Raw genomic sequence first — 25,162 nt, 5'->3', positions numbered from 1 at the left:
GTTACCGCTACCACGTCCCGGAATGGGCGGTAAAGCTGAAACTCGACTTTCCGCTGTTTAGAGCTTCTGACAACTGTGTTTGATGTTCTCGCCCTTATCGATGAAAATGGCGTTCTCCGAGATGTTCACGGCCAGATCGGCCACGCGTTCGAAGCAGTGGGAGGCCAGCATGGCGTGCACTGAGCTTTCCGCGGAAGGGGTGTCGCTGATCATGTGGTCGATGAGTTTACGCAGGATCAGCACGTCCAGTTCGTCCACTTCTTCATCCGAAACGCAGACATAGCGGGCCATTTTTTCATCATGGCCGTGAAAGGCCTTGATGGCGTTCTTGTACATGTCCAGACTGACCTCGGCGATGCGCCCCAGCATATCCGCGCTGGGCAGGGGCGGCCGGTTGGTCAGGAGAATGGCTCGTTCCGCGATGTTCACGGCCTCATCCCCAACCCGTTCGATGTTCCTGGCGATCCAGTTGCCGCCGATGATGAAGCGCAGGTCCCTGGCCACGGGCTGGGAAAGAGCGAGCATTTGGAGCGCCATCTCGTTGATCTGGCACTCCAGTTGATTGATTATCTTGTCCTCGTCGATCACTTCCTCGGCAATAACAATGTCACGATCGGTGAGCGCCCGGATGGCCTTTTCCAGGCTTTCCTGGGTCGCGGCGGCCATGACCAGAATGTGATCATGCATTCGTTGCAGTTCTTGATGGAAAGGGAGTCGGGTTTGCATAACTGTGGTCTCCGGGGATAGCTGGGGCTCGTCGCGGTTCAGCGCTGGCAGCTGGCCTTGATGTTGACGCCTTGGGTGATGAAGATGACGGATTCGGCGATGTTCGTGGACAGGTCGGCGATGCGTTTCAAGGAACGGGCGATGAAGATGGAGTGGACGCAGCGTTCGATGGTAGGGGCTTCGTGGACCATGTAGTCGATCAGGGCCTTGATGGCTTTGACGCTGTCGGTGGAGGCCTTTTCGTCCATCCGGCAGATTTCCACGGCCAGATCGGGATTGTCGTTCAGATAGGCGGAAATGGCTCCGGAAAGCATCTCCATGGCCGTACGGCCGAGGTTTTCCATGGCTGGAAAATAGGGCAGGGGAGGGCGACTGCTCAAAAAGAGCGAGCGTCTGGCGATGTTGTAGGATTCGTCTCCAACCCGTTCCAGGTCGAGCCCGATGTTCAAGGTCCCGACGATGTATCGCAGGTCTTTGGCCATGGGGTGGTCCAGGGCCAGCAGCCTCAGGGCGCTCTGATCCACTTCCAATTCCAGCAGGTTGATCTGCTCGTCCCCGGCCATGATTTCCTTGGCCAAGCCGGTGTCGCGTTCGAAATATCCGCGCTGGGCCTTTTCCAGGGCCTTTTCGCAAAGGGCCGCCATGTTCGTGGCCGAGGTCTTGAGTTCATCAAGACGTTTGAGGAAAAAACTGGTCATGAATGTCTCCGAAATACGGTTTATCGCTGAAAACGGTAGCCAACCCCGCGAATGGTTTCCACCCACTCGGCGTAGGGACCGAGTTTTTGCCGCAGTCGGCGGATGTGGGTGTCCACGGTTCTGGAATAGCCGCTGAACTGGTAGCCCCAGACATTGTTCAGGAGCTGATCGCGGTTGAGCACCTTGCCTTCGTTGTGGATCAGCTCCGCGAGCAGTTTGAACTCCGTGGCGGTGAGATCCGTGTCCGTGCCGTCCACGTAAACGCGGTGCCCGTCTTCCTCGATGCGCAACCCTTCGCGCTCCCAAAGCCCCCCGTTCGGCGCGGCGTCGTGCCTTCCTCGCCGTAGCACGGCCTTGACCCGCAGGACGAGCTCCCTCGGGCTGAACGGCTTGGTGACGTAATCGTCGGCCCCCAGTTCCAACCCCACGACTTTGTCCACTTCCTCGCCCTTGGCCGTGAGCATGATCACGGCCACCCCGCTGGTGGAGCGGTCCCGCTTCAGTTCCCTGCAGACCTCGAAGCCGTCCAGGCCGGGCAGCATCAGGTCGAGCAAGACCAGGTCCGGCTGGTGGTGGCGGGCCATTTGCAGAGCCTCCGTGCCGCTGGCCGTCGAGAAAATGTCATATCCCGCGGACCGAAGGTGGTATTCCAACAGGTTGAGGATATCCGCTTCATCTTCGACAATGAGGATTTTTTCCTGGCTCATGTGCATGGTCCTTGACTTCGGGCGACAGTGAATTGAGGGATTCTAGCGGACCTCGGTGACGAGAGTGTTGAGGTTTTGTTACAATTGGGTGAAGCATGCAGCCATGCCGGACCTTTTTTTATTTTTGACGGGTTCGGAGAAAGGAGTCAACTCGCGCCCCACCTATTCGTGATTTGGTCACGAAGGGCGAAAGCATGAGAAATTGTTGCGAAATGCTCCGCCGGGAGGTAGTGTTGCATCAGCAAGTCGTCTTGGTTTTTACTTGAAATCCGCTGCTCCGAATCTGAAAAAGGGCCCGCTCGGGCTCATATGGTATAACGATGGTAACTACTCAGCACAGAGTAATTCTGTTGCCGGGGTCGGAATCGGAATCGGGATCGGGATCGAAAACGCTGGGATGTGTTCTAAATTCTTCCTGTTTCGATTCCGACTCCGATACCGACCCCGATACCGATTGCCGGAGCAAGAGCGGACTCTAAATGTACTGAGTAGTTACTAACGATGAACATAACTGGAGGGGAGGCTTCATGAAACACCTTTTTTCCCTCACCGCCCTGGTGGTGTTGCTCCTGATGGTCCCCAGGGTTGGCATGGCTGAAGAGCTTCCTCCGGATCTGGAAGCGTATATCCGCGGCTTTAGTCAGGATTACTTTAAGATCACCAGCTCGATATTCGTCTCTTTCACTTCGCAAACCGGCGTCACCCAGGGCGGGTTCGTCTTTGTCGACGAAGCCGGAGACGACTTCAAGATGGATGTGGTCAAGGCGCCGCTGCGATACTACTTTTCGCCGCCGGAAAGCCGGACTCGACCTTTCCTGAAATTCTCCTACGGCTACGCGCGAACGTCCACCTCCTATCCATCGTCGTCCTTATATCCTGAAGACCGGGACATCAGGGATCGTGATCGCAGCCGAACCCACAGCATCAGTCTGACTCCGGGCGTGAAATGGGAATACATGCCGGGTTTCTTCATCGAACCCACCATCGGTTTCGCGTACAGTCACATCGAATACAAGTACGACTACAATACCCGCTTCATGCGGGAACTGGTAACGCATTATCCCTCTCTGGACCGCGACCTTTTCAACACGACCGTTGATCTGTACTCCGTCAGCCCCGGTCTTCGCCACGAAATCGAATACCCTCTGGGGCCGGGGATTTTGGGGTTTGATCTGCAGTACGCCTACTCGTACTCCAAGCCCTGGCGGTCAAAGAGCAGGTTTGCCGACTTTACCGTCCACAGCGGCTTTCTGGGAACCACTCTCGATTATGAGCTTCCCACCGGCCTGACCCTTTGGGACAAGGATTTGGCGGTCAAACCGTTTCTGGCTCGGACGGATTTATTCGCGGACTTCAGGGAAGGGATGGAGATGAACCATTTTTACGAATTCGGCCTGGGGTTTATCCTCGACGTGGGCGGTTTCGGCAATCTGTTTTCCCGCATATCCCTGAGCGGATCGTATATCAACGGAGAGGGCCTGCGCGGTTGGAAGTTCGGCCTTAATTTTATTTGACCCACCGAGCTTGCTGGTCCTGAGAAGCTGGGTGGGGGGGCGAATGCGCCGCGGCGCGCTTGGTTGCTCATGGGGTGGACTTTTGCTATTCTTATCGACTTTTAGTTTGTTCAATCTTACGGCACGTCAAGGAGATGATCATGGCCCGCAAACCCGCTGTTGAGCCGCAGGACGCCCGCCGGGAGGCGTTGCAGACCGCGCTGACGACGATAGAACGCAAATACGGCCAGGGCTCGGTAATGCGTCTGTCCGACGACGCCCATCAGGCCATTGAGGCCATTCCCTCCGGCTCCATCGGCCTGGATTTGGCTCTGGGCATCGGCGGGATTCCCCGTGGCCGGGTGACTGAAATTTACGGACCCGAATCCTCGGGCAAGACCACCCTGGCTCTGCACATGATCGCCGAGGCCCAGAAGCTGGGCGGGGTGTGCGCGTTCATCGACGCGGAGCACGCCCTGGACGTAACCTATGCCCGGCGGTTGGGGGTCAAGACCGACGAACTGCTGATATCCCAGCCGGACTACGGCGAACAGGCCCTGGACATCGCGGACATGCTGGTCCGCTCCGGCGGAGTGGATTTGATCGTCATCGACTCCGTGGCGGCGTTGATTCCTCAGTCCGAGCTGGAAGGCAACATGGGCGAGACCCAGGTCGGCTCCCAGGCCCGGCTGATGTCCCATGCCCTGCGCAAGCTCACCGCGACCATCCACAAGTCCAAGACCTCGGTTCTGTTCATCAACCAGATCCGGATGAAGATCGGGGTGGTGGGCTACGGCAGCCCGGAAACCACTCCCGGCGGCAACGCCTTGAAGTTTTACGCCTCGATCCGCCTGGACATCCGCCGCATCCAGACCATCAAGGACAAGGACGAGTCCGTGGGCATCAAGGCCCGGGTCAAGGTGGTCAAGAACAAGGTGGCTCCGCCGTTTCGGGAGGCCGTGTTCGACATCATGTACGGCACGGGCATTTCCCGGGAAGGGGAGATCCTGGAGTTGGGCGTGGAGCACAAGATCGTGGACAAGAGCGGGTCCTGGTTCTCCTTCGGCTCGGAGCGTCTGGGGCAGGGCTACGAGAACGTCCGGGCCTTCCTGCAGGAAAATCAGGATTTGCGCCAATCCATTGAAGACCAGCTTTTGCGTCATCTGGGCATGACCGAGGGGACCGACACGCCGGATATTCCGGCAGAGCAGGACGCCCCGGAAGCCGCTTAACAGTCCGTTGAAAAATTCCCAATTGCTGCGTCACTGCAAAAAGTTCAAACTCTCACGTATCAATAACTACGCTTCGACCTTGAACTTTTCTTGTTCCTTGCACTTGGGATTTTTGAACGGACTGCCGAATAAGGACTTTTTCAAGCTAAGAATCTCATATCACGGCATCACCATCTCAGGAGCACCCAAACGTGATCACCGCTGAATCCATCCGTCAACGTTTTTTGGACTTTTTCGCCCGCAACGGTCACGAGGTCGTGGCCAGTTCCTCCTTGGTGCCTCGGGAAGACCCTTCGCTGCTGTTCACCAACGCGGGCATGGTCCAGTTCAAGAAGGCCTTTCTGGGTCAGGAGAAGCGCGATTCCAATCGGGCGGTCAGTTCCCAGAAATGCCTGCGCGTGGGCGGCAAGCACAACGATCTGGAAAACGTCGGGCGCACGGCCCGGCACCATACGTTTTTCGAAATGCTCGGCAATTTTTCCTTCGGCGACTACTTCAAGGCCGAAGCCGTGGATTTTGCCTGGCGGTTTTTGACCGAGGACCTGGGGCTGCCCAAGGAGCGGCTGTACGTCACGGTGTTTCGGGAGGATGACGAGGCCGAGGAGATCTGGAAACGGGTGGCCAAGGTCCCCGGGGAGCGGATTTTCCGGTTGGATGAAAAGGACAATTTCTGGTCCATGGGCGACACCGGCCCCTGCGGGCCGTGTTCCGAAATCCTCATCGACCAGGGCGAGTCCATGTCCTGCGGACCGGACTGCGGCATCGGGCGGTGCGACTGCGACCGGTATTTGGAGATCTGGAACCTGGTCTTCATGCAGTTTGAGCGCGATGCCTCCGGGACCATGCACCCCCTGCCCAAGCCGAGTATCGACACCGGCATGGGCCTGGAGCGGATCAGCGCGGTCTGCCAGGGCGTGTTCTCCAATTTCGATTCCGACCTGTTCACCCCGCTGATCGCCCAGATTTCCGAGCTGTCCGGGCAGGCCTACGGCGCGACGGACGACGGGGACACGGCCATGCGCGTGATCGCGGACCATGGCCGGTCCGTGGCCTTTCTGGTTGCCGACGGGATCGTGCCTTCCAACGAGGGGCGCGGCTACGTCCTGCGCCGCCTGATCCGTCGGGCCTTTCGCTTCGGGCGGCTGTTGGGTCTGGAGGGACCGTTTCTGCATAAGGTCTGCGACCACGTCTGCGTCATGATGGGCGAGACCTTTCCCGAACTTCCGGAGAACCGGACCTTCATGGGTCGGGTGGTGAAGCAGGAAGAAGAACGGTTCGGACAAACCCTGGACAAGGGCCTGAAGCTGCTGGCCGAAGAGCTGGATGCCCTGACGGCCCGGGGCGAGCGCCGGGTTTTGGGCGAGACCATCTTCAAGCTCTACGACACGTTCGGTTTTCCCCTGGACATTGTCCACGACGTGGCCGGGAAGCAGGGCTACGAGGTGGATGAGGCGGGCTTCCGGGAGTGCATGGCCGAACAGAAGCAACGGGCCAAAAAGGCCTGGAAGGGCAGCGGGGATGCCGATCCCTCCGTGCTGTTCGGCCATTTGCTGGAAGCCGGACTGGCAACCCGGTTCGTGGGCTACGACGACGTGACGGCCCGCAGCCGGGTCACGGCCCTGACCGACGTCGGCGGCGAGAGCGTGGAAAAGCTGACGGCCGGGCAGGACGGTTGGCTGGTGGCCGCGGCGACACCCTTTTACGCGGCTTCCGGCGGTCAGGTGGGAGACCAGGGCCGGGTCCGCTCCACCAGCGGCATGGCCGAGGTTACGGACGTGGTCAAGGTCGGTCAGGATCTGGCCGTGCAGCGCATCGCCGTGCGCGAAGGCGAACTCTTCCTGGATCAGGAGGTGGATTTGCTGGTCGCTGAAACGACCCGCCTGGACACCGCCCGGCACCACACCTGCACCCACTTGCTCCAGGCCGCTCTGCGCAAGGTCCTGGGCGAGCATGTCCGCCAGGCCGGTTCCTACGTTTCCCCGGAAGTGCTGCGGTTCGACTTCACCCATACCATGGCCCTGACCCCCGAGGAATTGCGGGCCGTGGAGGACGAGGTGAACCAGGCCATCCTCGGCGACATCCCTCTGGACGTGGTTGTGACCACGCCGGAGGAAGCCCAGCAACGCGGGGCGTTGGCCTTTTTTGGTGAAAAATACGGCAAGGAGGTCCGGCTGGTCAGCGTGCCCGGAGTCTCCACGGAACTCTGCGGCGGAACCCATCTGCGCTCCACGGGTCAGGCCGGCAGCTTCGTGATCCTCTCCGAATCCGGGATCGCCGCCGGTGTGCGCCGGATTGAAGCCCTGGCCGGGACCAAGGCCCTGGAGCACTGGCGCGGCCAATCCGCGCTGCTTCGGGAAGCCGCGGGCCTGCTCAAGGCCGCTCCGTCGGACATCTCCGGAAAGATCCAGAACCTGCTGGCCCAACACCGGGAGTTGGTCAAACAAAAAGAAGCCCTGGAAGGGCAACTGCGCTCCGGTCAGGGCGCGGACCTGGCGGCCCAGGTCGACGACGTGTCCGGGGTCGCGCTTTTGGCCGCGGCCGTGGAGGTCAAGGACGTTAAGGCCATGCGGGAGACAATGGACGACTTGCGCTCCAAGATCGCTTCCGGGGTCATTGTCCTGGCGGCCCAGGCCGACGGCAAGGCCATGCTCATCGTGGCGGTGAGCAAGGATCTGCACTCCCGATTCACGGCCTCCAGCCTGGTCAAGGAACTGGCGCCCCTGGTGGGCGGCAGCGGAGGCGGTCGACCGGACATGGCCCAGGCCGGCGGCAGTGATCCCAGCGGCATCCCCCTGGTTCTAGAACGAGTCCGACACTTGGTCGCCGGTTGATCTGGACATCCTATGAGTAACATTCTTTCCGTCCGCGTCACCTCCGGAAACCGCCTGCTTCAGTTCCGCTCCGAGCCCTACGTGGTCTCCCAGGGCGACCATGTCCTGGTCCAGGTGCAGGGCGAGCTGCATATGGGCAAGGTTGAACGGATCACGCCTCTGGCCGGGTGCGAAGGCGGAACGCGATGGGTCGAACCGGAGGATGTCGAGGCCCGCGAGGATTTGAGCGACCAAAATGATGAAGTGGGCGGCGAGTCTGAAGCTGACGTGGAAAGTGCCTCGGAAAGGGTTTCTGACAGTGCCGCCGACAGTGTTTTGGGCGGTGCTTCAGATAAGGACGCCGAGTGCGATCGGGGTGCGGGTTCCGCCGAGAACAACGGCATGCCGTCCATTTTTCGTCCGGCCACGGAAGAGGATTTGATCCGGGATCGGGAAAACCGGGAATTGGCTCGGAACGCCTTTGCCTACTGCCGGGAGTGCATCACGGAGCGCGCTCTGGATATGAAGTTGGTGGACGTGGAAGTGCTGTTCGACGGCAGCAAGATGGTCTTCTACTTCACCGCGCCCAACCGGATCGACTTTCGGGAGCTGGTCAAGGATCTGGTCCGCTCCTACCGTACCCGGATTGAGCTGCGCCAGATCGGGGCCCGCCATGAAACCCAGATGCTCGGCGGCCTGGGCAATTGCGGGCAGTTGGTCTGTTGCCAACGCTTCTTGCGTCAGTTCGCCCCCTCGACCATCAAAATGGCCAAGGAACAGAATCTGTTTCTGAACCCGGCCAAGATTTCCGGGGTCTGCAACCGCTTGTTGTGCTGCCTGAGCTATGAACAGCCCAATTACGATGAATTTTTGAATCAATGTCCGAAAGTGGGCAAGCGTTTCCCCACTTCTCTTGGAACGGCCAAGGTGATCCGGGCCAATTATTTCCGCCGCACCGTGTCCGTTTTCATGGAGCCCGGTGGAGAAAAGGAAGTGGATCTGGAAGAATGGAAACGTCTGGTTTCCCCGCCCAGGGAGAGAGGGGAACCGGAGCGCCGCGAGCCCGGACCTCGGTCCGGAAGGCCGGAGGGGGCCGACGTTGAGCCGCCGCGAGTGGTTTCCCGGCCCGTACCGGCTTCTGAGTCCGTAACGGCGGACGCCCCCGGTCGCCAAGTCGAAGCTCCCCGGGCGAGTTCGGAAGCGGATCGTCCGTCCCCGTCCCCGTCTCGAAAAAAGAACAAACGCTCCGGGCGCAAAGGAAAGCCTCGCCCCGAGAAGGCATCTCCCACTGATTCGAAGGCCGAACAGGGCAACCCTCCGGCTACCGGTTCCGGCGCGGCTCGTGATTCTTCGAGTGGTTCTCCATCCGGCAAGACCGACCCCGCCACGCCGGGCAAGTCCAAACGTCGTTCGCGGTCGTCGCGTCGCAAGCCCAAGAAACAGTCCGGCCCTCCCAAGGAACAAAGCTGAGGCCGCCGGGTCAACCGCAAGAAATCCTCGCGCCCTTCAAAGACGCTTCTGACTCCTGAATACTGAATTTTGACTCCTGACTCCTGACATCCGCCCTCGGAGGTACCCCCTTGCAATCGTTCTTCCTGTCCACGCCCATTTACTACGTCAACGCCAAGCCGCATCTGGGACACGCCTATACCACGGCCGTGGCCGACTCCATGATCCGTTTCCAGAAATTGATGGGGCGCAGGACGTTTTTTTTGACCGGCACGGACGAGCACGGCGACAAAATCGTCCGGGCCGCGGAGGCACGGGGTGTGTCCCCGCGGGAGTACGTGGACACGGTCAGCGCCCAGTTTCAGGGACTGTGGGACGCACTGGGCTACGGCTACGACGACTTCATCCGGACCACCCAGCCCCGGCATGTTGAACGGGTACAGCTGTTTTTGCAGCGTATTTACGACCGGGGAGACATCTATCACGGCGAATACGGCGGGCATTACTGCTTTGGCTGTGAGCGGTTCTATACGGAGAAGGAACTGCGTGACGGACTTTGTCCGGATCACCTCACCGCGCCGGAGTATATTCAGGAAAAGAACTATTTTTTTCGGATGTCCAAGTATCTCGGACCGCTGCGCGAACATATCGAAGCCAATCCGGACTTCATCCGGCCGGAACGCTACCGCAACGAAGTCTTGGGGCTGCTTCGGGAGGACCTGGGGGATCTGTGCATCTCCCGGCCCAAGAGCCGACTGTCCTGGGGCATCGAGCTGCCCTTTGACCCGGAATACGTGACCTACGTCTGGTTCGACGCCCTGCTGAACTACATTACGGCCCTGGAATGGCCGGACGGGGAGCGGTTTGCCACTTTCTGGCCCCAGGCCCAACATCTGGTGGCCAAGGACATCCTCAAGCCCCACGCCGTGTTCTGGCCCTGCATGCTGTTGTCCGCTGGCCTGCCGCTGTATCGTCATTTGAACGTTCACGGCTACTGGCTGGTCCAGGACACCAAGATGAGCAAGAGCCTGGGCAACGTGGTGGAACCGTTGGATTTCGCGGAAAAGTACGGACGCGGTCCGTTTCGCTATTTCCTGCTCCGGGAGATGCAGTTCGGCCAGGACGCCAATGTTTCGGAAGATGCGTTGCGCACGCGCTTCAACGCGGACCTGGCCAACGACCTGGGCAACCTGTTCAGCCGGGTCCTGAGCATGACCCACAAGTATTTCCAGGGCCGGGTACCCGCGCCCGGAAAGATCCGTCCGGAAGAGGAGGATCTGCACGTTCTGGCCTCCGAATGCCTGGAGAACTTCCAGGCCCAGTTTCACCGTTTCCAGTTTTCCATGGGTCTGGAGTCCTTGTGGGTGCTGGTCCGGGCGCTGAACAAGTATGTGGACGCGTCCCAGCCCTGGGCCCTGTTCAAGCAGGAGCAGACCGATCTGTTGGGCACGGTGATGTACACCCTGCTGGAAGGCATGCGCAAGGTGGCCGTGCATCTGTGGCCGGTGATGCCCGAGCAAAGCGAGACCATGCTGGGCCAACTTGGCCAACATGGCGACCCGGAACGCTGGCCGCATCTGGCCGACGAGGTCTTGCGGTGGGGCGGTTTGGAGCCTGGAACCGAGGTGGCCGCGTCTTCCAGTCTTTTCCCCCGCCTGGAAATGACGAAGCCCGAGAAGCATGAAGACAAGCAGACCAAGCCTGCTCCACGAGGGCAAACTGAAAAGGGCGACGGCGGAAAAAAAGACGCGAAAACAGCTCAACAAGGCGACGCCGCGGAGTTGTTGGAGTTCGCCGATTTTCAGCGCCTGGATCTGCGCGTGGGCTCGGTTGTCTCGGCAGAACCGGTGCAGGGGGCGGACAAGCTGCTCCACTTGCACGTGGATATCGGGGAAGACGAGCCGCGGAGCATCGTGGCCGGTATCGCCCAGCACTGGTCCCCGGACAACCTTGTCGGTCGCCAGGTCGTGGTGGTGGCCAACCTCAAACCCCGCAAACTGCGCGGCGCCTTGTCTCAGGGCATGGTCCTGGCCGTCCATGCCCCCGAGGGGCTGCGCCTGCTGGCGCCGTCGGACACCGTGCCGCCGGGCAGCAAGGTTTCGTAGCAGTCCGTTGATCGGAAGCCCTGCTAGCGCATTTTCGGCAGAAACCGCAGGCCGAAGCGTTTGCGGATGCGGTGGATGATTTCCGGGCAGGCTTGGTGCGGGTTTTCGGGGATTTCCGGGCGAGGAGGCTGGGCGGTGAAGAACGGGGTTTCCCGGAGCTTGGCCTCGTAGGCATGGGCCAGCAGGACCGGCATGGAGAGCACGTCCGCCGCGTTGTAGGCCAGCAGGGTTTCCAGTGCCCGTTCATCGCCGGTGGTCTGGTATTCGTCCCAGAGCAGCACGGCAAAGTATCCGTCCAGTCCTTCCAGGTCGTTCCGATCCAATCCCATCTGTTTTTCACAGGACTTTAGTCCGCCTTTCATCCCCAGGGAACGCAACACGAAGCGCAGGTCCACATGAGCCTCGGGCAGCGGGGCCCGGAGTTCACGCTGGATGATCGGGGCGTCGAAACACCGGCCGTTGAAGGTCACCAGCAGGGAGTATTCCCGGATATCGTCGCCAAACGCTTCCAGGTTCCGGCCGTGAACGTAGGTGCGTAGGCGTTCGCCGTCGTACAGGGCGATGGTGGTGATGTGCACCGGGCCCGGTCCGCTGGTGGTCTCGATGTCCACGAAGGCCGCGCGGTCCGCGAAATGAGAGCAGAGCCGCCAGGTTTCGTTTCGGGGCAGATGTTCGGCGAACCAGGCTGCTTCCCCATTGTCCAGGCGGTCCTCCGATTCTTCCAGGGTTTCCAGCGCGGCCTTGGAGAAGAGCTTCGGGTACCGTCCTCCGTTGTTCCGGGCTTCTTTCCAGGACGGAATGCCGGCCTCCCAGATTTTTCGTTCCGTGACGTTGCCGATGCGGGGCAGATGGCAGAAGGAATGGGTGAGCATGTGGGCCTTTGCGGTGTCGCGACAGGAGGGCAAGGGTGAACAAAACAAGGCCGTCATTCCTACGCGAATGACGGCCTTGCTCTTGGTACGTTCCGACTCGGCTCTCGTGGCCGGATCTACTGGATGTTCTGCCGTTTCAGGGCGGCGATGCGATCATCCAGCGGCGGGTGGGTCATGAACAGCAGCTTCAGGCCGTGGCCTTCGGGCTTGCCGTTGATGCCAAAGGCGGACATCTGTTCCGGAAGGGGCTCCTGAACGCCTCGTTTCAGTTTTTCCAGGGCCGCGACCATCTTTTCCCGTCCGGCCAGCTTGGCTCCACCTGCGTCGGCCCGGTATTCCCGTTCACGGCTGAAGTAGAGGACCACGACGCTGGCCAGGATGCCGAAAACGATCTGGGCCACGATGCTGGTAATGAAAAAGCCCAGGCCCAGGCCTTCCTCGTTCTTGAGGATGACCCGGTCCACAAAATAGCCCACCACCCGGGAGATGAAGATCACGAAGGTGTTCACCACGCCCTGGATCAGGGTCAGGGTGACCATGTCCCCGTTGGCCACGTGGCTGACTTCGTGGGCCAGAACCGCCTCCACCTCGTCCTGGGTCATGGAGCGCATCAGTCCTGTGCTCACCGCCACCAGGGCGTTGTTTTTGCTCATTCCCGTGGCAAAGGCATTGGGGGCGTCGGAGTCGTAGACGGCCACCTCGGGCATGCCGATCCCAGCGCGGGCCGCCTGATTTTTCACGGTTTCCACGAGCCAAGCCTCGGCCTGGTTGCGCGGCGAGGTGATGACTTTGGCCCCGGTCAGGCGCTTGGCCATCCATTTGGATATGGCCAGTGAGATGAACGAACCGCCAAAGCCGAAAACAGCGGCGAAGACCAGCAAGCTGCCATAGTCCAGACCCCTGCCCGTTTCATCGAGAATGCCCGTGAAGCCCAACAGGGAAAGGACGATGCTCAAAACCACGAGGATGGCGATGTTTGTTAGTAAAAACAATCCAATCCGTTTCATTTTCCGATAGACCTCCTGAATGAGAAGATATGTGTCAACAAGCAAAGCTGCCGTATGCCTTAACTGTTGTATATAATCAATCTTGTTTCACGAGGCAAGATTGGTCAGAATGCGATTGTCGGTAGGCGGGAACGTCCCGTATGGACGGCCGCGATAAGAGTATCCGGGCAAGAGGATGGATATGGTTTTAAACTCAGTGGCAAAAGTGCCTCTCTCTTTAAGCCCGGGCCTTGATTTCGGCACCGAGCCCCGCCTCGGCACCCCCGCGCTGATCCGTCGGCCGGATCTGGTCCGCAAGGTGGCCATTCTGGCCGAGTCGGCCCGCTACGACGTGTCCTGCTCCTCCAGCGGTTCCACGGCGGCTCGTCCCGGAGCCGTGTTGGGCGCTCCGGCTCATTCCGGAATCTGTCACAGTTGGGCCGCGGATGGGCGGTGCATTTCCCTGCTCAAGATTTTGTATACCAACGTCTGCGAGTACAATTGCGCGTACTGCGTCAATCGCGGCGACAACGACCTGCCCCGGACCACCTTCACGGTCGGCCAGCTCGTGGACCTGACCTTGAACTTCTATCGGCGCAATTACATCGAAGGACTGTTTCTGAGTTCCGCGGTCTGCCGCAATCCGGATTGGACCATGGAGCGGATGGTCCGGGTGGCCGAAGAGCTGCGTCGCGTCCATGGCTTCGGCGGCTACATCCATTTGAAGGTCATCCCCGGCTCGGCTCCGGAACTGATCCAGCGGGCCGGTCTGGCCGCGGACCGGCTGAGCGTGAATATCGAGCTGCCCTCCGAGACCTCCCTGCGCAGCCTTGCGCCCCAAAAGACCCGGGACGGGGTGCTGTTGCCCATGCTCCGGATCAGCGAGCTGGTCGGCGAGGCGGCCCAAGCTCGGCGCGGACTCCCGGTACGAACCGCGAAAGCCCCGATGTTCGCCCCGGCGGGACAGAGCACGCAGTTGATCGTGGGGGCCAGTCCGGAGCCGGATCGGCAGATTCTGCGGCTTGCCGAGGCGCTGTACGGGCGGTTCGGGCTGAAGCGGGTCTACTACAGCGGCTACGTGCCGGTCAGCCGAGACAACCGCCTGCCGGCCCTGAATGCGCCGCCGTTGCTGCGGGAGCATCGCCTGTACCAGGCGGACTGGCTGCTGCGGTATTACGGCTTCCAGAGCGCGGAACTGTTCGACGACCAACACGAGTGGCTTGACGAGCAGCTCGACCCCAAGGCCGCCTGGGCTCTGCGTCACCCGGACCTGTTTCCCGTGGAGGTCAACCGGGCCCCCCTGGACCAACTCCTGCGCATCCCCGGCATCGGGATCCGCTCGTCCCGACGGATCATCGCGGCCCGCCGCTTCGGGCCCCTGCACCCCGAAGACCTGAAGAAACTCGGCGTGGTCATGAAACGCGCCCGCTTCTTCGTCACGGCCAGCGGCAAGTTCTGGAACAACGAAGCCTGGAACCCGGCCCAGGCCGAAACCGTGCTCCGCGGTCTGGAAAAGACCAGAGCGCCAAGGATGAAGCAGTTGTCGCTTTGGTGAAACGAAGCGTCGGGGGGAGCAATTAGGACATGCTTTTCTCAGGAGGCTTGTCTATGACCGTGCAAGTCGCAAGATAGTCTTCGACCGCTTCTGCAAAGGCCACGAACAGCTCTTCAATGGTGGGCGCATGGAAACTCACCATGTCGTTGATATCGATGATGTGGCCAACCAGAATGTTGTCGCGAGCGTCGAAATCGACTCGCGCCCTATAGCTTCCGTATGCAAGCGTTTTCATGCCAGGAATGTAGGGAACGTTAAACCCTCTGACAAGAGGTACTCGCAATGGATCAGATACCGCGTATTTTTTCCTACGACGGAAGCTTCGACGGACTGCTGTGCGCCTTTGCCGCGGCGGATGGAGAAGGGCTGGAGCGGTGCGGGTTTGTGGTCGAGGGTGAGGGGCGGCCCGGGTTGTGGCCGCCGACGCGGGTAGCGGTCCATGCCGAGACGGCGGCTCGTTTTTTGGAGCGTTTGCGCCGGTCAGGCGGGGAGGGGGCTGTTCAGCATCTGGTTTATGTGTTTTTGGCCGAAGTTCAGGGGGCTGAGCCGGAGCTGTACGAATTCGCGCGCCTCACGCTGCAAGCAGGGACAAGCGTCCTGGGGATGAGGACCAACGCCGCGGTGCGCCGGGTGATGGACTGGAAGGCCAAGGTCGGCAAGGAGGCGCATCGCTGTACCGGCCTGCTGCGTTTCATGGAATTGCGGGACGCAACCCTGTACGCCCGCTTTGAGCCGGACCACAATGTGTTGCCGCTCGTGGCCCCCCATTTTCAGCGCCGTTTTCCCCAGGACAACTGGGTGATCCACGACCTGCGTCGCGGGCTGGCCCTGGCCTGGGACGGCCAGGAGTTGCATCCGGTGGTCGGGGTCCCCGAAAACGTGGACGCCCTGCTCAGCCGACGTGAAACCACGTTCCAGGAACTCTGGCGAGAGTATGTCCAGGCCCTGGCCGTGCCCGAGCGCCGCAATCCGGCCTTGCAGCGCCGGTTCATGCCCCGGCGGTATTGGAAGCATCTGGTGGAGCGGCCGACCTGAACATTCGGATTGAGCGGCTGAATAAAGCGGTTGAACCGACCGATTCAGCGCGTGAAGCTTTTGATTTCTTTCACCCGGTCAGCTAATGATGCCGAGGGGGACGCCATCGCTTCGCCGACGGACGTCGATGCTTCGCCCACCCATTATTTCCGCTATTTCAAGACGGAGGACTTCGTGTCAAAGCTCATCCCATCCCACAGTCCCACTTCCAGCCGACCAATTTGCGAAGAGCGCGACGCCTGCGCGATTATCGCCTTCGTGGACAAGCGCGGCCGCGTGACCCATGCCAACATTGTCCGGACCATCGAGGCCCTGAAAAAGATGGCCCATCGTTCCGGGGACATCAACGATGAGGGTGACGGATGCGGGATCATGACCGACGTGCCGCGGGAACTGTGGAGCCGTCGGCTCCAGGAAGCCGGTTTGTCGCCGCATCTGGCCGAATCCAGCGGGTTTTTCGTGGGTCATCTTCTCCTGCCCCGGCGGATCCGCGAGCGGGCCGACGACGTTCTGGACACGGTCCGCAAGACCTTTGCCCTGCGGGGGCTGGACATCGTCCTGGAATTGCAAGGCCGGACCAACGATGACGAGCTGGGGCCCATGGCCCGGGCCGAGACGCCGCTGTTCTGGCAGGTGGCCGGGCTGGTCCGCCAGGACGTGCGCATTGACTCCGGTCGACTGCTGTTCAAGGTGCTTGTGGAGCTTGAGGATCTGGAGCCGGATCTCCATGTCGCCTCCCTGTCCCAGCACAGCGTGGTCTACAAGGTCCGGGGCGGGCCGGATCTGCTGCAGCGGGTCTATCCGGAGCTGCGCGATCCGGCCACCCGGTCCAAGATCTGTCTGGGCCACAGTCGCTATTCCACCAACACCCTGCCCACGGTGGAGCGCACCCAGCCGTTTTCCATCCTGGCCCACAACGGCGAGATCAATACCATCGAGCGGCTGCGCGGGGCGTCGCGCAATCTGGGCATCGAGCCCGTGCCCGGAGGCAGTGATTCCCAGGACCTGAACCGGGCCGTCGAAGGATTGATCCACCGCTACGGGCTGGAACCCGCCGAAGCCTTCGCCATGGTCTTCCCGGCGGTGCACAGCGAGGTGGAGCACTATCCCGAGGATCTGCGCAAGGTTTATCAATCCTACCGCTGGTTCTTTCCGCCATCAGCCCAGGGACCGGCCGCGGTCATCGCCCGGCACGGGGACGTCTGCATCGGCAGCGTGGACGCCCTGGGGCTGCGTCCGTTGTGGTTCGGCGAAAGCGACTACAACTATTATCTGTCCTCGGAAAAGGGCGTGGTGGATTTGGAGGACACGGCCACGGACCCCGTGCCCCTGGCTCCCGGGGAGAAAATGGCCATCCTGTCCCTGACCGGTCGGCGGGCCGTGGTGTTCAACTACCGGGCCTTTCAGCGCCAACTGGTCCGGCTGATGCAGGGCCGCAGCGGTCTGCGGGAGCGGATCGGCACGTTGTATCACGTTGTTCCGGAGCAGCCGGAGGAAGCCTTTGGCTTGGAAAGCCTGCTCGACGACGGCCGGTCGCGGTTGTCGCCGGGCGACATGGTGCGGGAAAACGTGCTGGCCGCCCTGGGGTGGCACAAGTACGACGTGGAGATGCGCAAGAAAACGGCGACCATTATCGGCGGGGCGCTGATCGGCTCCATGGGCTACCAGGGGCCGCTGGCCTGCCTGAGCCCGGAAGGGTTGCCCAACATCTCCGAGTTTTTCAAGGAAAACGTGGCCGTGGTCACCAATCCGGCCATTGACCGGGAGCGGGAGGCCGATCATTTCACCACCCGCTGCATGCTCGGCGACCGACCGGAGATCGACAACCGGGAGCGCTCCGGGGCCGTGGGGCTGGAACTGCGCACGCCGCTGCTGCTGGGCGGTTGCCTGGATGGCCGGGTCTGCGGGTCGGCCCTGTCCCAGTTGGCCGCGGAGTTCGGCACCCAGACCCTGGACTCCGTGCTTTCGTTTTTTACGGGTCAGGGTCGGGACCCGAACCGGGTGGCCGTCCTGGATGCGGTGTTCGAGGCCAGGACTGAAGGCCCGGACAGTGGCCCAGGCAACGGCCAAGGCTGCCTGGAGCAACGCCTTTCCGAACTGTGCCTGGAGGCTCGGGCTGCCATCGACGCCGGTGCCGTGCTGTTGGTTCTGGACGATTCACGGACGTTTTCCGACGGGCTGGTCTATGTCGATCCAGGCCTGGCCCTGGCCGTGATCGGCAATTATCTGGAAGAACACCGTTTGCGGCGGCGCTGTTCACTGGTCGTGCGCAGCGCCGCGGTGCGCAATCTGCACGATGTGATGTTTCTGCTCGGACTGGGCGCGGATGCGATCAATCCGTACATGATCTGGCGCATGGCCCGGGAGCACGCCACGGAAAGCCGGTCGGCCGAGACCGTGATCCGGACCACCATGGATGTGCTTCAGAAGGGCATGGAAAAGGTCATGTCCACCATGGGCATCCATGAACTGTGCGGTTATGGCCGGATTTTTTCCTCCATCGGCTTGGCCGGGGATTTGGCGAAAATCTTCAAGTGCGCCAACTTCTGCCAGTCCCCGGATGTCGGCCTGTCCCTGGCCCGACTGGAAGAGATCGCCCGGCGTCGTCTGGACAAGGCCGTCCGGGAGACCTCGGCCCAGCTCTGGAGCACCCCGGCCCGGAACACCAAGGTCGGGCGGGTGATGCGCCGGGCCGCCACCGGGGTGGCCGGATTCCGGGAGATGGCCCAGGAACTGGCCGCTTTGGAACAGGAGAATCCAGTGGCCTTGCGGCACGTCCTGGGCTTTACGCGGCCCGGCAAGGCCGTGCCCCTGGCCATGAGCGAAGTGGATATCTCCATTGCCGGTCATGCCATGCCCCTGGTCATCCCGGCCATGAGCTTCGGCTCCCAGGGAGAGAACTCCTTCCGGAGCTACGCCGAGGCCGCGCGGATTCTGAACATCGTGTGCATGAACGGGGAGGGTGGGGAAATTCCGGACATGCTCGGTAAATACCGCCACAACCGGGGCCAGCAGATCGCCTCGGGCCGCTTCGGCGTGCACATGGCTTTTCTCAACTCCGTGGACTTCCTGGAAATCAAGATCGGCCAGGGAGCCAAACCCGGGGAGGGCGGCCATCTGCCCGGCCAGAAGGTCACGGCCATGGTGGCCCAGGCCCGGCATTGCAAGCCGGGCATCGCCCTGATCTCCCCCTCCAATCATCACGACATCTATTCCATCGAGGACCTGGCCCAGATCATCACCGAGCTGAAGACCGCCAACCCCATGGCCAGGGTTTCGGTGAAGATCCCGGTGACCAGCGGGGTGGGCACCATTGCCGTGGGCGTGGCCAAGGCCGGGGCGGACATCGTCGCGGTCTCCGGGTTCGACGGCGGCACGGGCGCGGCCCGGGAGCACAGCAAGAAGTATGTCGGCCTGCCCGCGGAGATCGGGGTCAGCCAGGCCCACCGGGCCCTGGTGGAGTCCGGCCTGCGGGACGGCGTGGAACTGTGGGCCGACGGCGGGCTGCGCAGCGGCGCGGATGCCCTGAAGATGATCTTCCTCGGCGCGGACCGGGTAGGCATGGGCACCGCGGCCCTGATGGGCGTGGGCTGCATCAGTTGCCGGCGCTGCCATTTGGACACCTGCCCCCGGGGCATCTCCACCCAGCTGCGGACCAAGGCCGACGCGGAAAAGCGCGGCGTGAGGGGATTTACTCCGCTGCAAGCGGCCGCGGAAACCGGCAACCTGGTGCGGCTGTTCACCTGTATCGGCGAGGAAATGCGGGCCATTCTGGCGGATCTGGGCGTCAGCCGGGTTCGGGACGTGGTCGGGCGTACGGATTTTCTGGCCCAGATATCCCATCACAACGTCGTGGCCATGACGGACATTCTGGCCCGCCCGGCCATGGACGGCGCCGCCGGACCGGCCGGAGCCCTGCGCATGGTGCGCAAGCCGCTGAACGTCCTGACCAAGCTGGTGGCGGACATCTCCCTGGCCGAGTTTGCCGACGAACAGACCCGCGAGGTCCGGTACACGGATCAGCACGTGCGCAGCGTGGACCGGGCCATGGGCACCTACCTGGCCGGGGCCGTTGTCCGTCGGTTCGGCGATTCCGGAGAGCGCCGGGCCAGATTGCGTCTGGATTCCTCCGTACCCGGCAACGGTCTGTGCGCCTTCAACATTCCGGGCATTGACGTGATGGTGGACGGCGGGGCCCAGGACGGCACGGCCAAGAGCAGCTTCGGCGGGGCCTGCGGCGTGTTCAAGGGCGCGAACCTGATGGGCCGCAGGGTGGACGGCTCCACGGGCAAGAGCTTTGCCTACGGAGCCATCAACGGGATGCTGATGGTCCAGAACTACGCCGATTCCCGGGCCTGCATCCGGATGTCCGGGGCGGACGCGGTGTTCGGAGCCCGGATTACGTCCAAGGTCCGGGACGAGGAAGGCAACCTGGCGGTGCGCGCCCACCTCAAGGGCTTTGCCTTCGAGTACATGACCGGCGGACGGGTCGTGGTCCTGGGAGATCCCGGACCATGGATCTGCTCCGGGATGACCGGCGGGGTGGTCTATCCATGCCTCTACCCGGAATTCGGATTCGACAAGGCCGCGATCCGGCGGCGTCTGGCCAGCGGCGCGGACGTGGCCGTCCGGGACGTCACCGAACAGGGCCTCGCGGATATCCGCGAGCTGGTCAGCCGCTACATAGCCGAGCTGCGGGCCACCTTCCAGGAGGAGGAAGCCCAGGCCGTGGAACGACTCATGGCCGAGGCCGAAACCCGTTTCGTGATGATCGTCCCGGCGGATAAGAACCCGCCCAAGGCGGAGTGAGGGGGGGAGGGTAGAAGTCAGGAGTCAGGAGGATCTTTCGTGCTTTGCGATGCGGTGCTCGAAATCGAAATCGAAATCGCAATCGAAACTGTAATCCAACGCCGCGAGGATCTCCGTAAGAACAATCCGACCTTTCATCGCAACAAACCATAACATCCAAGGAGGAAGACAATGATCAAGCATATCGTGATGTGGACGTTGAAGGACCAGGCCGAAGGGGGGAGCGCTGAGGAGAACGGGAAGAAGATGAAGCAGATGCTGGAGGCGTTGAACGGCAAGGTTCCCGGTCTGCTCCACCTGGAGGTCGGACTGGATGTTTTTCAGGCCTCTCCAACGTGGCAGGTGGTGCTCTACTCCGAGCTGGAATCCCGCGAAGCCCTGCAAGGCTACCAGCAGCACCCGGAACACCAGCGCTGCGTGGAGTTCGTGAAAAAGGTGGTGGTTGATCGGGGCGTGGTGGATTACGAGATATAGGAGGACGCGGTGGCCGAACTTTCTCATCCCGCCTTGCTGATCGTGGACATGCAGAACGATTTCGTCCTGCCCGAAGCCCCGACCGCCGTGGCCGGGGCCGGGGCGACGATTCCGGTTGTCGCCGCGCTGGCTGAGCATGCCCGGGAGCGATCCTGGCCGGTGATCCACGTGGTTCGCGAGCACCGGCCCGACGGCAGCGACGTGGAATATACCCGGCAGGAGCTGTTTCAGAACGGCGCGGGCATCTGCGTGGCCGGGACGCCCGGGGCGCGGATCGTGGTGGAACTGACGCCGCGCTCCGGCGACTACGTGTTGACCAAGCAGCGGTTCAGCGCGTTTTTGGGCACGGAACTGGATTTTCTGTTGCGTCGGCTGCGAGTCGGGACGCTGGTCATGGCCGGAACCCAGTATCCCAATTGCATCCGGGCCACGGCCGTGGACGCTTTGGGCCGGGACTACCGGGTGATCGTGGTCTCGGACGCCTGTTCCGCTCAGACCGAGCGGGTCGCGGCGAACAATATCGAGGACATGCGCAATATGGGCATCGCGTGTATGGCGTTCCAGGAGTTGAGCAACCTTTCAGAGGAGAAACCACAGTGAAGATGTTTTGGACTGTTTTGACGACGTGCATCATGCTGATTCTTCCCGGATGGGCCGGGGCCACGGGGTTCGAGGCGGCGGTGGGCGTCTGGCATCAGTCCCCGTCCGGGGACGTGTCCTACAAAGGCCAGACGGGCCATGATCGGCTTGATCTGGAAAGCACTCTGGGACTGGACGATGAGACCGGGCTGCTCTTTCGCGCTCGCCTGGAAACCCCGCTGATCCTGCCCAATATCGGATTCATGGCCACGCCGACGACCTTTTCGGGCAAGGGGACGGCCAAAGGGAGCTTTACCTTCGGGAACCAGACCTTTTCAGCGGATGCGCCCATCGACGGCAAGCTGCGGTTGAATCAGTACGACGTGAGTCTGTTCTACGGCATTCCGGGGCTGAAGATGGCGACCATGGGCATGTTCAACGTGGATCTGGGGCTGAACCTGCGGCTGATGGACGTGGATTTCGAGGTCCGTCAGGAGCAGACCGGGCTTTCCGAGTCCGAGAGCATGCTTTTGCCCGTGCCCACGCTCTACGCCGGAGCCAGCCTGCGACCAGTGGACTTCTTCGCCCTGGAAGCCGAGGCCCGCGGCGTGACCTACGCCGGAAACCACTTCTACAGCCTCATCGGCCGGGTGCGCTTCGATCCCCTGGACCACCTCTTTCTTGCCGGCGGCTATCGCTACGACTCCGTCTCCATCGACGAAAAGGGCCTCAAGGCCGACGTGGATATCAGCGGCCCGTTCGCCGAGATCGGGATCAGCTTTTGATTCGTTGCTTCATTTTTCCCCTCGACCCATCAGAGAAAGGCATGGGCGTCCAGAAGGACGCCCATGCCGCTGTCTTCTGACAATCCTCCACCGGAGCGCCGCAATCCTCGGCCATGAACAGCGGTTCACCCCCTCCTGAACCCCGGTCCACGCTCTCCCTCCCATCACACCTGCGCCACAAGCCGGACAAACGGCTGATGAACTCCGGCAACGACCCTCTCTTCTCCCAACGGACTTTTCTGAATCAATTCGGAAAAATGGCCCTTGGCCTCTGCGAAAAGTTGTTTTTGACAGGGTCAGGTTTTGAGCCTGTGGTCATGGTAGAGGTCAACCTCGGTCGAGCAGTATCCCGTTATTCTTTCGAGGGGTGCCAAGAAATCTGAACCGTCAAGGATGGAGGTGAGGAAGTGACCATGCCATTTTACGCCCATTCGACGCCCAATCCGGACAAGTCGGACTGGCAGCTTCTTGAAGACCATCTGGAGAACGTGGCCCGACTTGCCGCGGAATTCGCCGCGGCTTTCGGCGCTTCCGACTGGGGGCGGACCGTCGGTTTGCTGCACGACGCGGGCAAGGCGACTGCGGAGTTCATCGCGAGATTGGAAGGGCGACCAATCCGGGTCAACCATTCCATTTTTGGAGCCCGCCTGGGCGCGGAGCGATGCGGGCGGCTCGGGCTTTTGCTGTCCTACATCGTGGCCGGCCATCACGGCGGCCTGCCGGATGGAGGGGTGCAGGAAGGGCAGCTTCACTTTCGCCTGAAGCAGGAACGCCTTCCGGATTACGTCGAAGTGTTGCCCGTGGTCGCCTGTCCAGCCGACCTGAAACCGCCGTTCACTTTGTCCCGCAACCAGGTTGGCTTCACCTTGTCCTTCTTCACCCGCATGCTCTTTTCCTGCCTCACGGACGCGGATTTCCTGGACACGGAGGCCTTTTGCTCGCCGGAAAAGGCCGGACTGCGCAACTCGCTGACGTGCACGAAGATTCAGGCCCAAACCGACCAGATCCCGACATTGCAAACCAACCTGGACATGCACCTGGATCGCCTGCTGCAAAAGGCCGATCCCACTCCTGTGAACATCCTGCGCAGCAGGATCCTGGAAGACTGCCGTCGCATGGCCGCGTCGCCGCCGGGTTTCTTCTCCCTGACCGTGCCCACAGGCGGCGGGAAGACCTTGTCTTCCCTGGCCTTTGCCTTGGACCACGCCGTGATCCACGGACTGCGCCGGATCATCTACGCCATCCCCTTCACATCCATCATTGAGCAGAACGCCAAGGTATTCAGCGACATTCTCGGACGGGCCAACGTGCTGGAGCATCATTGCAACTATCGGGACAAGGATGACCCGGAGGACCGGGAATATGACACCCGGCGCGGTCTGGCCGCCGAAAATTGGGATGCTCCGGTGGTGGTCACCACCAACGTCCAGTTCTTCGAGTCCCTGTTCAGCAACAAGCCTTCGCGCTGCCGCAAGCTGCACAACATCGCCCGGAGCGTGATTATCCTGGACGAGGCCCAGGCCATTCCCACGGAGTACCTGGAACCCTGCCTGGCGGCGCTACGCGAACTGGTGGACCGTTACGGTTGCACTGTGGTGTTGTGCACAGCCACCCAGCCAGCCTTGGACGATCCCAAACTGCTCACTGCCTTGCGCGACGTGCGGGAAATCATTGTCCAACCGGACCAACTCTATGAACAACTCAAGCGCACCCATGTCCGGTTTGTCGGCAAGCTGTCCAACGCGGAACTGGCCGCGCGATTGGACGAACATGAACAGGTGCTGTGCATCGCGAGCACCAAGCCCCAGGCCAAGACGGTCTTTGAACAACTGGCCAACAGGGATGGCGCGTTTCATCTCTCCACCAACATGACCCCGATCCACCGTCGGCATGTGCTGGCCGTGGTCCGTGGGCGGCTCCAGGACAGGTTGCCGTGCAGGGTGATTTCCACATCCCTGATCGAGGCAGGCGTGGATGTCGATTTTCCCGTGGTCTATCGGGCCATGGCCGGGCTGGACTCCATTGCCCAGGCCGCCGGGCGGTGCAACCGGGAAGGGAGGCTGCCCGTTGGACGGGGGGGCGGCGGTCAGGTCTTTGTCTTTGAACCTGAACAGCCACCGAAAATGCCCTGGCTGCAACGCTGCGCGTCCCGTGCAGCCGAGACCTTGCGCACTATGCCGGACGCCGATCCTCTGGGACTTGAAGTCATGCGCAGCTACTTCGAACTCCTGTATCATGACCAGAACCTGGACGGAAAACAAATCTACAAACGCCTGAACGCTCCCCTCAACAAGGAACTGATTCTTCCGTTCAAGGAGGTGGCCCAGGATTTCCGCATTATTGAGGATGCAGGCACGGCCGTGATCATTCCCTTGATGCCGGAGGTGAATGGTCTCGACCTCAAGGAATCCGAAGAAGCCCAACTGTTGATCCGGGAGTTGCGGCACACCGAATTTCCTCGCTCCACACTGCGCAAGCTGCAACAGTATTCCATGACAGTTCGTTCCAAAGATCTGACTCGGCTGCACGCGGCCGGAGCCGTGGAGATGATCCATGACCAGTATCCTGTTCTGTGCAACCTGGCGGCCTACGACAGGAGCGTCGGTTTGCGCGTGGATGAAGGAGATGTTTGGGAGCCGTCGTCTTTGATAATCTAACTTTTAAGTCCAAGAAAATTTTTCTTGCCAAGAAATTTACTCTTGCGATATGGGGATTCAAAAACACAAGGAGGTGAAACAGACGTCGGCCAACATCGGTCCGTGGATTGAAACTTGGATTTAAACGTTTGTGTCTGTTAGCTTTCTGGCCGCGAGGCGCATGCCTCGCGGCCAACGTTCAGGAGGACGC

General features: G+C 61.4%; 18 protein-coding genes. 12 read left to right on the top strand and 6 right to left on the bottom strand.

Annotated elements, in window-relative coordinates; translation table 11 throughout:
• Positions 1–57: 57 nt before the first annotated feature.
• The 3 genes from phoU (AC559A_RS10265) to AC559A_RS10255 are packed head-to-tail and all read right to left on the bottom strand — an operon-like array spanning position 58 to position 2,131.
• Entirely contained in the window at positions 58–726 is a 669-nt protein-coding gene (phoU, locus tag AC559A_RS10265) for a phosphate signaling complex protein PhoU (RefSeq protein WP_028571967.1), read from the bottom strand.
• 38 nt (positions 727–764) lie between these two features.
• A complete protein-coding gene (gene phoU / locus AC559A_RS10260) occupies positions 765–1,424 on the bottom strand; it encodes a phosphate signaling complex protein PhoU (protein ID WP_028571966.1) in 660 nt (219 codons plus the stop codon).
• 20 nt (positions 1,425–1,444) lie between these two features.
• The gene (locus AC559A_RS10255; RefSeq protein ID WP_028571965.1) at positions 1,445–2,131 is read right to left on the bottom strand and encodes a response regulator; all 687 of its coding nucleotides are present in this window, start codon (positions 2,129–2,131) and stop codon (positions 1,445–1,447) included.
• A gap of 527 nt (positions 2,132–2,658) precedes the next feature.
• Here AC559A_RS10255 and AC559A_RS10250 point away from each other — a divergent pair.
• The 5 genes from AC559A_RS10250 (at position 2,659) to metG (ending at position 11,220) form a co-directional block, all read left to right on the top strand.
• On the top strand, positions 2,659–3,645 hold the full coding sequence (locus AC559A_RS10250) for a Solitary outer membrane autotransporter beta-barrel domain (RefSeq protein WP_498817849.1): 987 nt from the start codon (positions 2,659–2,661) through the stop codon (positions 3,643–3,645).
• Between the two features lie 140 nt (positions 3,646–3,785).
• Positions 3,786–4,856 carry a recombinase RecA gene (gene recA, locus AC559A_RS10245; RefSeq protein ID WP_498817848.1) on the top strand — a complete coding sequence of 357 codons (1,071 nt, stop codon included), beginning with the start codon at positions 3,786–3,788 and terminating at the stop codon, positions 4,854–4,856.
• A gap of 191 nt (positions 4,857–5,047) precedes the next feature.
• The gene (alaS, locus tag AC559A_RS10240; protein WP_498817847.1) at positions 5,048–7,687 is read left to right on the top strand and encodes an alanine--tRNA ligase; all 2,640 of its coding nucleotides are present in this window, start codon (positions 5,048–5,050) and stop codon (positions 7,685–7,687) included.
• 12 nt (positions 7,688–7,699) lie between these two features.
• Positions 7,700–9,136, top strand: a complete 1,437-nt coding sequence (locus tag AC559A_RS10235) for a PSP1 domain-containing protein (RefSeq protein WP_498817846.1) — start codon at positions 7,700–7,702, stop codon at positions 9,134–9,136.
• 110 nt (positions 9,137–9,246) lie between these two features.
• Complete coding sequence (gene metG, locus AC559A_RS10230; RefSeq protein ID WP_498817845.1) at positions 9,247–11,220, top strand: methionine--tRNA ligase; 1,974 nt, start codon at positions 9,247–9,249, stop codon at positions 11,218–11,220.
• 23 nt (positions 11,221–11,243) lie between these two features.
• Here the strand turns inward: metG and AC559A_RS10225 are convergent, their stop codons facing one another.
• Positions 11,244–12,092: a ribonuclease H-like domain-containing protein gene (locus AC559A_RS10225; RefSeq protein WP_498817844.1), complete on the bottom strand. Its 849-nt coding sequence runs from the start codon at positions 12,090–12,092 to the stop codon at positions 11,244–11,246.
• A gap of 116 nt (positions 12,093–12,208) precedes the next feature.
• Complete coding sequence (htpX, locus tag AC559A_RS10220) at positions 12,209–13,099, bottom strand: protease HtpX (RefSeq protein WP_028571959.1); 891 nt, start codon at positions 13,097–13,099, stop codon at positions 12,209–12,211.
• 181 nt (positions 13,100–13,280) lie between these two features.
• Here htpX and AC559A_RS10215 point away from each other — a divergent pair, with 181 nt between their 5' ends.
• Positions 13,281–14,633: a putative DNA modification/repair radical SAM protein gene (locus AC559A_RS10215; RefSeq protein ID WP_498817843.1), complete on the top strand. Its 1,353-nt coding sequence runs from the start codon at positions 13,281–13,283 to the stop codon at positions 14,631–14,633.
• A 22-nt stretch (positions 14,634–14,655) separates the two neighbouring features.
• On the opposite strand, the gene AC559A_RS10210 is transcribed toward AC559A_RS10215, so the two are convergent.
• Positions 14,656–14,868 (bottom strand): hypothetical protein, encoded by a 213-nt coding sequence (locus AC559A_RS10210; RefSeq protein ID WP_156932904.1) that lies wholly within the window; start codon positions 14,866–14,868, stop codon positions 14,656–14,658.
• A gap of 47 nt (positions 14,869–14,915) precedes the next feature.
• Here AC559A_RS10210 and AC559A_RS10205 point away from each other — a divergent pair, with 47 nt between their 5' ends.
• The 6 genes from AC559A_RS10205 to AC559A_RS10180 all read left to right on the top strand — a co-directional run bounded on the left by AC559A_RS10205 (position 14,916) and on the right by AC559A_RS10180 (position 24,972).
• Positions 14,916–15,668, top strand: a complete 753-nt coding sequence (locus AC559A_RS10205) for a TIGR03915 family putative DNA repair protein (RefSeq protein ID WP_498817842.1) — start codon at positions 14,916–14,918, stop codon at positions 15,666–15,668.
• Positions 15,669–15,842: 174 nt separating this feature from the next.
• Positions 15,843–20,477, top strand: a complete 4,635-nt coding sequence (locus AC559A_RS10200) for a glutamate synthase-related protein (RefSeq protein ID WP_498817841.1) — start codon at positions 15,843–15,845, stop codon at positions 20,475–20,477.
• Positions 20,478–20,648: 171 nt separating this feature from the next.
• The gene (locus tag AC559A_RS10195; RefSeq protein WP_028571957.1) at positions 20,649–20,951 is read left to right on the top strand and encodes a Dabb family protein; all 303 of its coding nucleotides are present in this window, start codon (positions 20,649–20,651) and stop codon (positions 20,949–20,951) included.
• Positions 20,952–20,960: 9 nt separating this feature from the next.
• Positions 20,961–21,551: a cysteine hydrolase family protein gene (locus AC559A_RS10190; protein ID WP_498817840.1), complete on the top strand. Its 591-nt coding sequence runs from the start codon at positions 20,961–20,963 to the stop codon at positions 21,549–21,551.
• A 2-nt stretch (positions 21,552–21,553) separates the two neighbouring features.
• Positions 21,554–22,315 carry a TIGR04219 family outer membrane beta-barrel protein gene (locus AC559A_RS10185; protein ID WP_498817907.1) on the top strand — a complete coding sequence of 254 codons (762 nt, stop codon included), beginning with the start codon at positions 21,554–21,556 and terminating at the stop codon, positions 22,313–22,315.
• A 413-nt stretch (positions 22,316–22,728) separates the two neighbouring features.
• Positions 22,729–24,972, top strand: a complete 2,244-nt coding sequence (locus AC559A_RS10180) for a CRISPR-associated endonuclease Cas3'' (RefSeq protein ID WP_498817906.1) — start codon at positions 22,729–22,731, stop codon at positions 24,970–24,972.
• The last annotated feature ends 190 nt before the right edge of the window (positions 24,973–25,162 follow it).

It is taken from the genome of Desulfonatronum zhilinae (genome assembly GCF_900182865.1).
In the GTDB taxonomy this organism is placed as follows: domain Bacteria; phylum Desulfobacterota; class Desulfovibrionia; order Desulfovibrionales; family Desulfonatronaceae; genus Desulfonatronum; species Desulfonatronum lacustre.
This window is presented reverse-complemented; position numbering and strand designations above follow the sequence as displayed.

Excerpts from the sequence above, each read along its gene's own strand:
- phoU (WP_028571967.1), bottom strand. The coding sequence starts at position 726 with ATGCAAACCCGACTCCCTTTCCATCAAGAACTGCAACGAATGCATGAT.
- phoU (WP_028571966.1), bottom strand. The coding sequence starts at position 1,424 with ATGACCAGTTTTTTCCTCAAACGTCTTGATGAACTCAAGACCTCGGCC.
- AC559A_RS10255 (WP_028571965.1), bottom strand. The coding sequence starts at position 2,131 with ATGAGCCAGGAAAAAATCCTCATTGTCGAAGATGAAGCGGATATCCTC.
- AC559A_RS10250 (WP_498817849.1), top strand. The coding sequence starts at position 2,659 with ATGAAACACCTTTTTTCCCTCACCGCCCTGGTGGTGTTGCTCCTGATG.
- recA (WP_498817848.1), top strand. The coding sequence starts at position 3,786 with ATGGCCCGCAAACCCGCTGTTGAGCCGCAGGACGCCCGCCGGGAGGCG.
- AC559A_RS10235 (WP_498817846.1), top strand. The coding sequence starts at position 7,700 with ATGAGTAACATTCTTTCCGTCCGCGTCACCTCCGGAAACCGCCTGCTT.
- AC559A_RS10225 (WP_498817844.1), bottom strand. The coding sequence starts at position 12,092 with ATGCTCACCCATTCCTTCTGCCATCTGCCCCGCATCGGCAACGTCACG.
- htpX (WP_028571959.1), bottom strand. The coding sequence starts at position 13,099 with ATGAAACGGATTGGATTGTTTTTACTAACAAACATCGCCATCCTCGTG.
- AC559A_RS10215 (WP_498817843.1), top strand. The coding sequence starts at position 13,281 with ATGGTTTTAAACTCAGTGGCAAAAGTGCCTCTCTCTTTAAGCCCGGGC.
- AC559A_RS10210 (WP_156932904.1), bottom strand. The coding sequence starts at position 14,868 with ATGAAAACGCTTGCATACGGAAGCTATAGGGCGCGAGTCGATTTCGAC.
- AC559A_RS10205 (WP_498817842.1), top strand. The coding sequence starts at position 14,916 with ATGGATCAGATACCGCGTATTTTTTCCTACGACGGAAGCTTCGACGGA.
- AC559A_RS10195 (WP_028571957.1), top strand. The coding sequence starts at position 20,649 with ATGATCAAGCATATCGTGATGTGGACGTTGAAGGACCAGGCCGAAGGG.
- AC559A_RS10185 (WP_498817907.1), top strand. The coding sequence starts at position 21,554 with ATGTTTTGGACTGTTTTGACGACGTGCATCATGCTGATTCTTCCCGGA.
- AC559A_RS10180 (WP_498817906.1), top strand. The coding sequence starts at position 22,729 with ATGCCATTTTACGCCCATTCGACGCCCAATCCGGACAAGTCGGACTGG.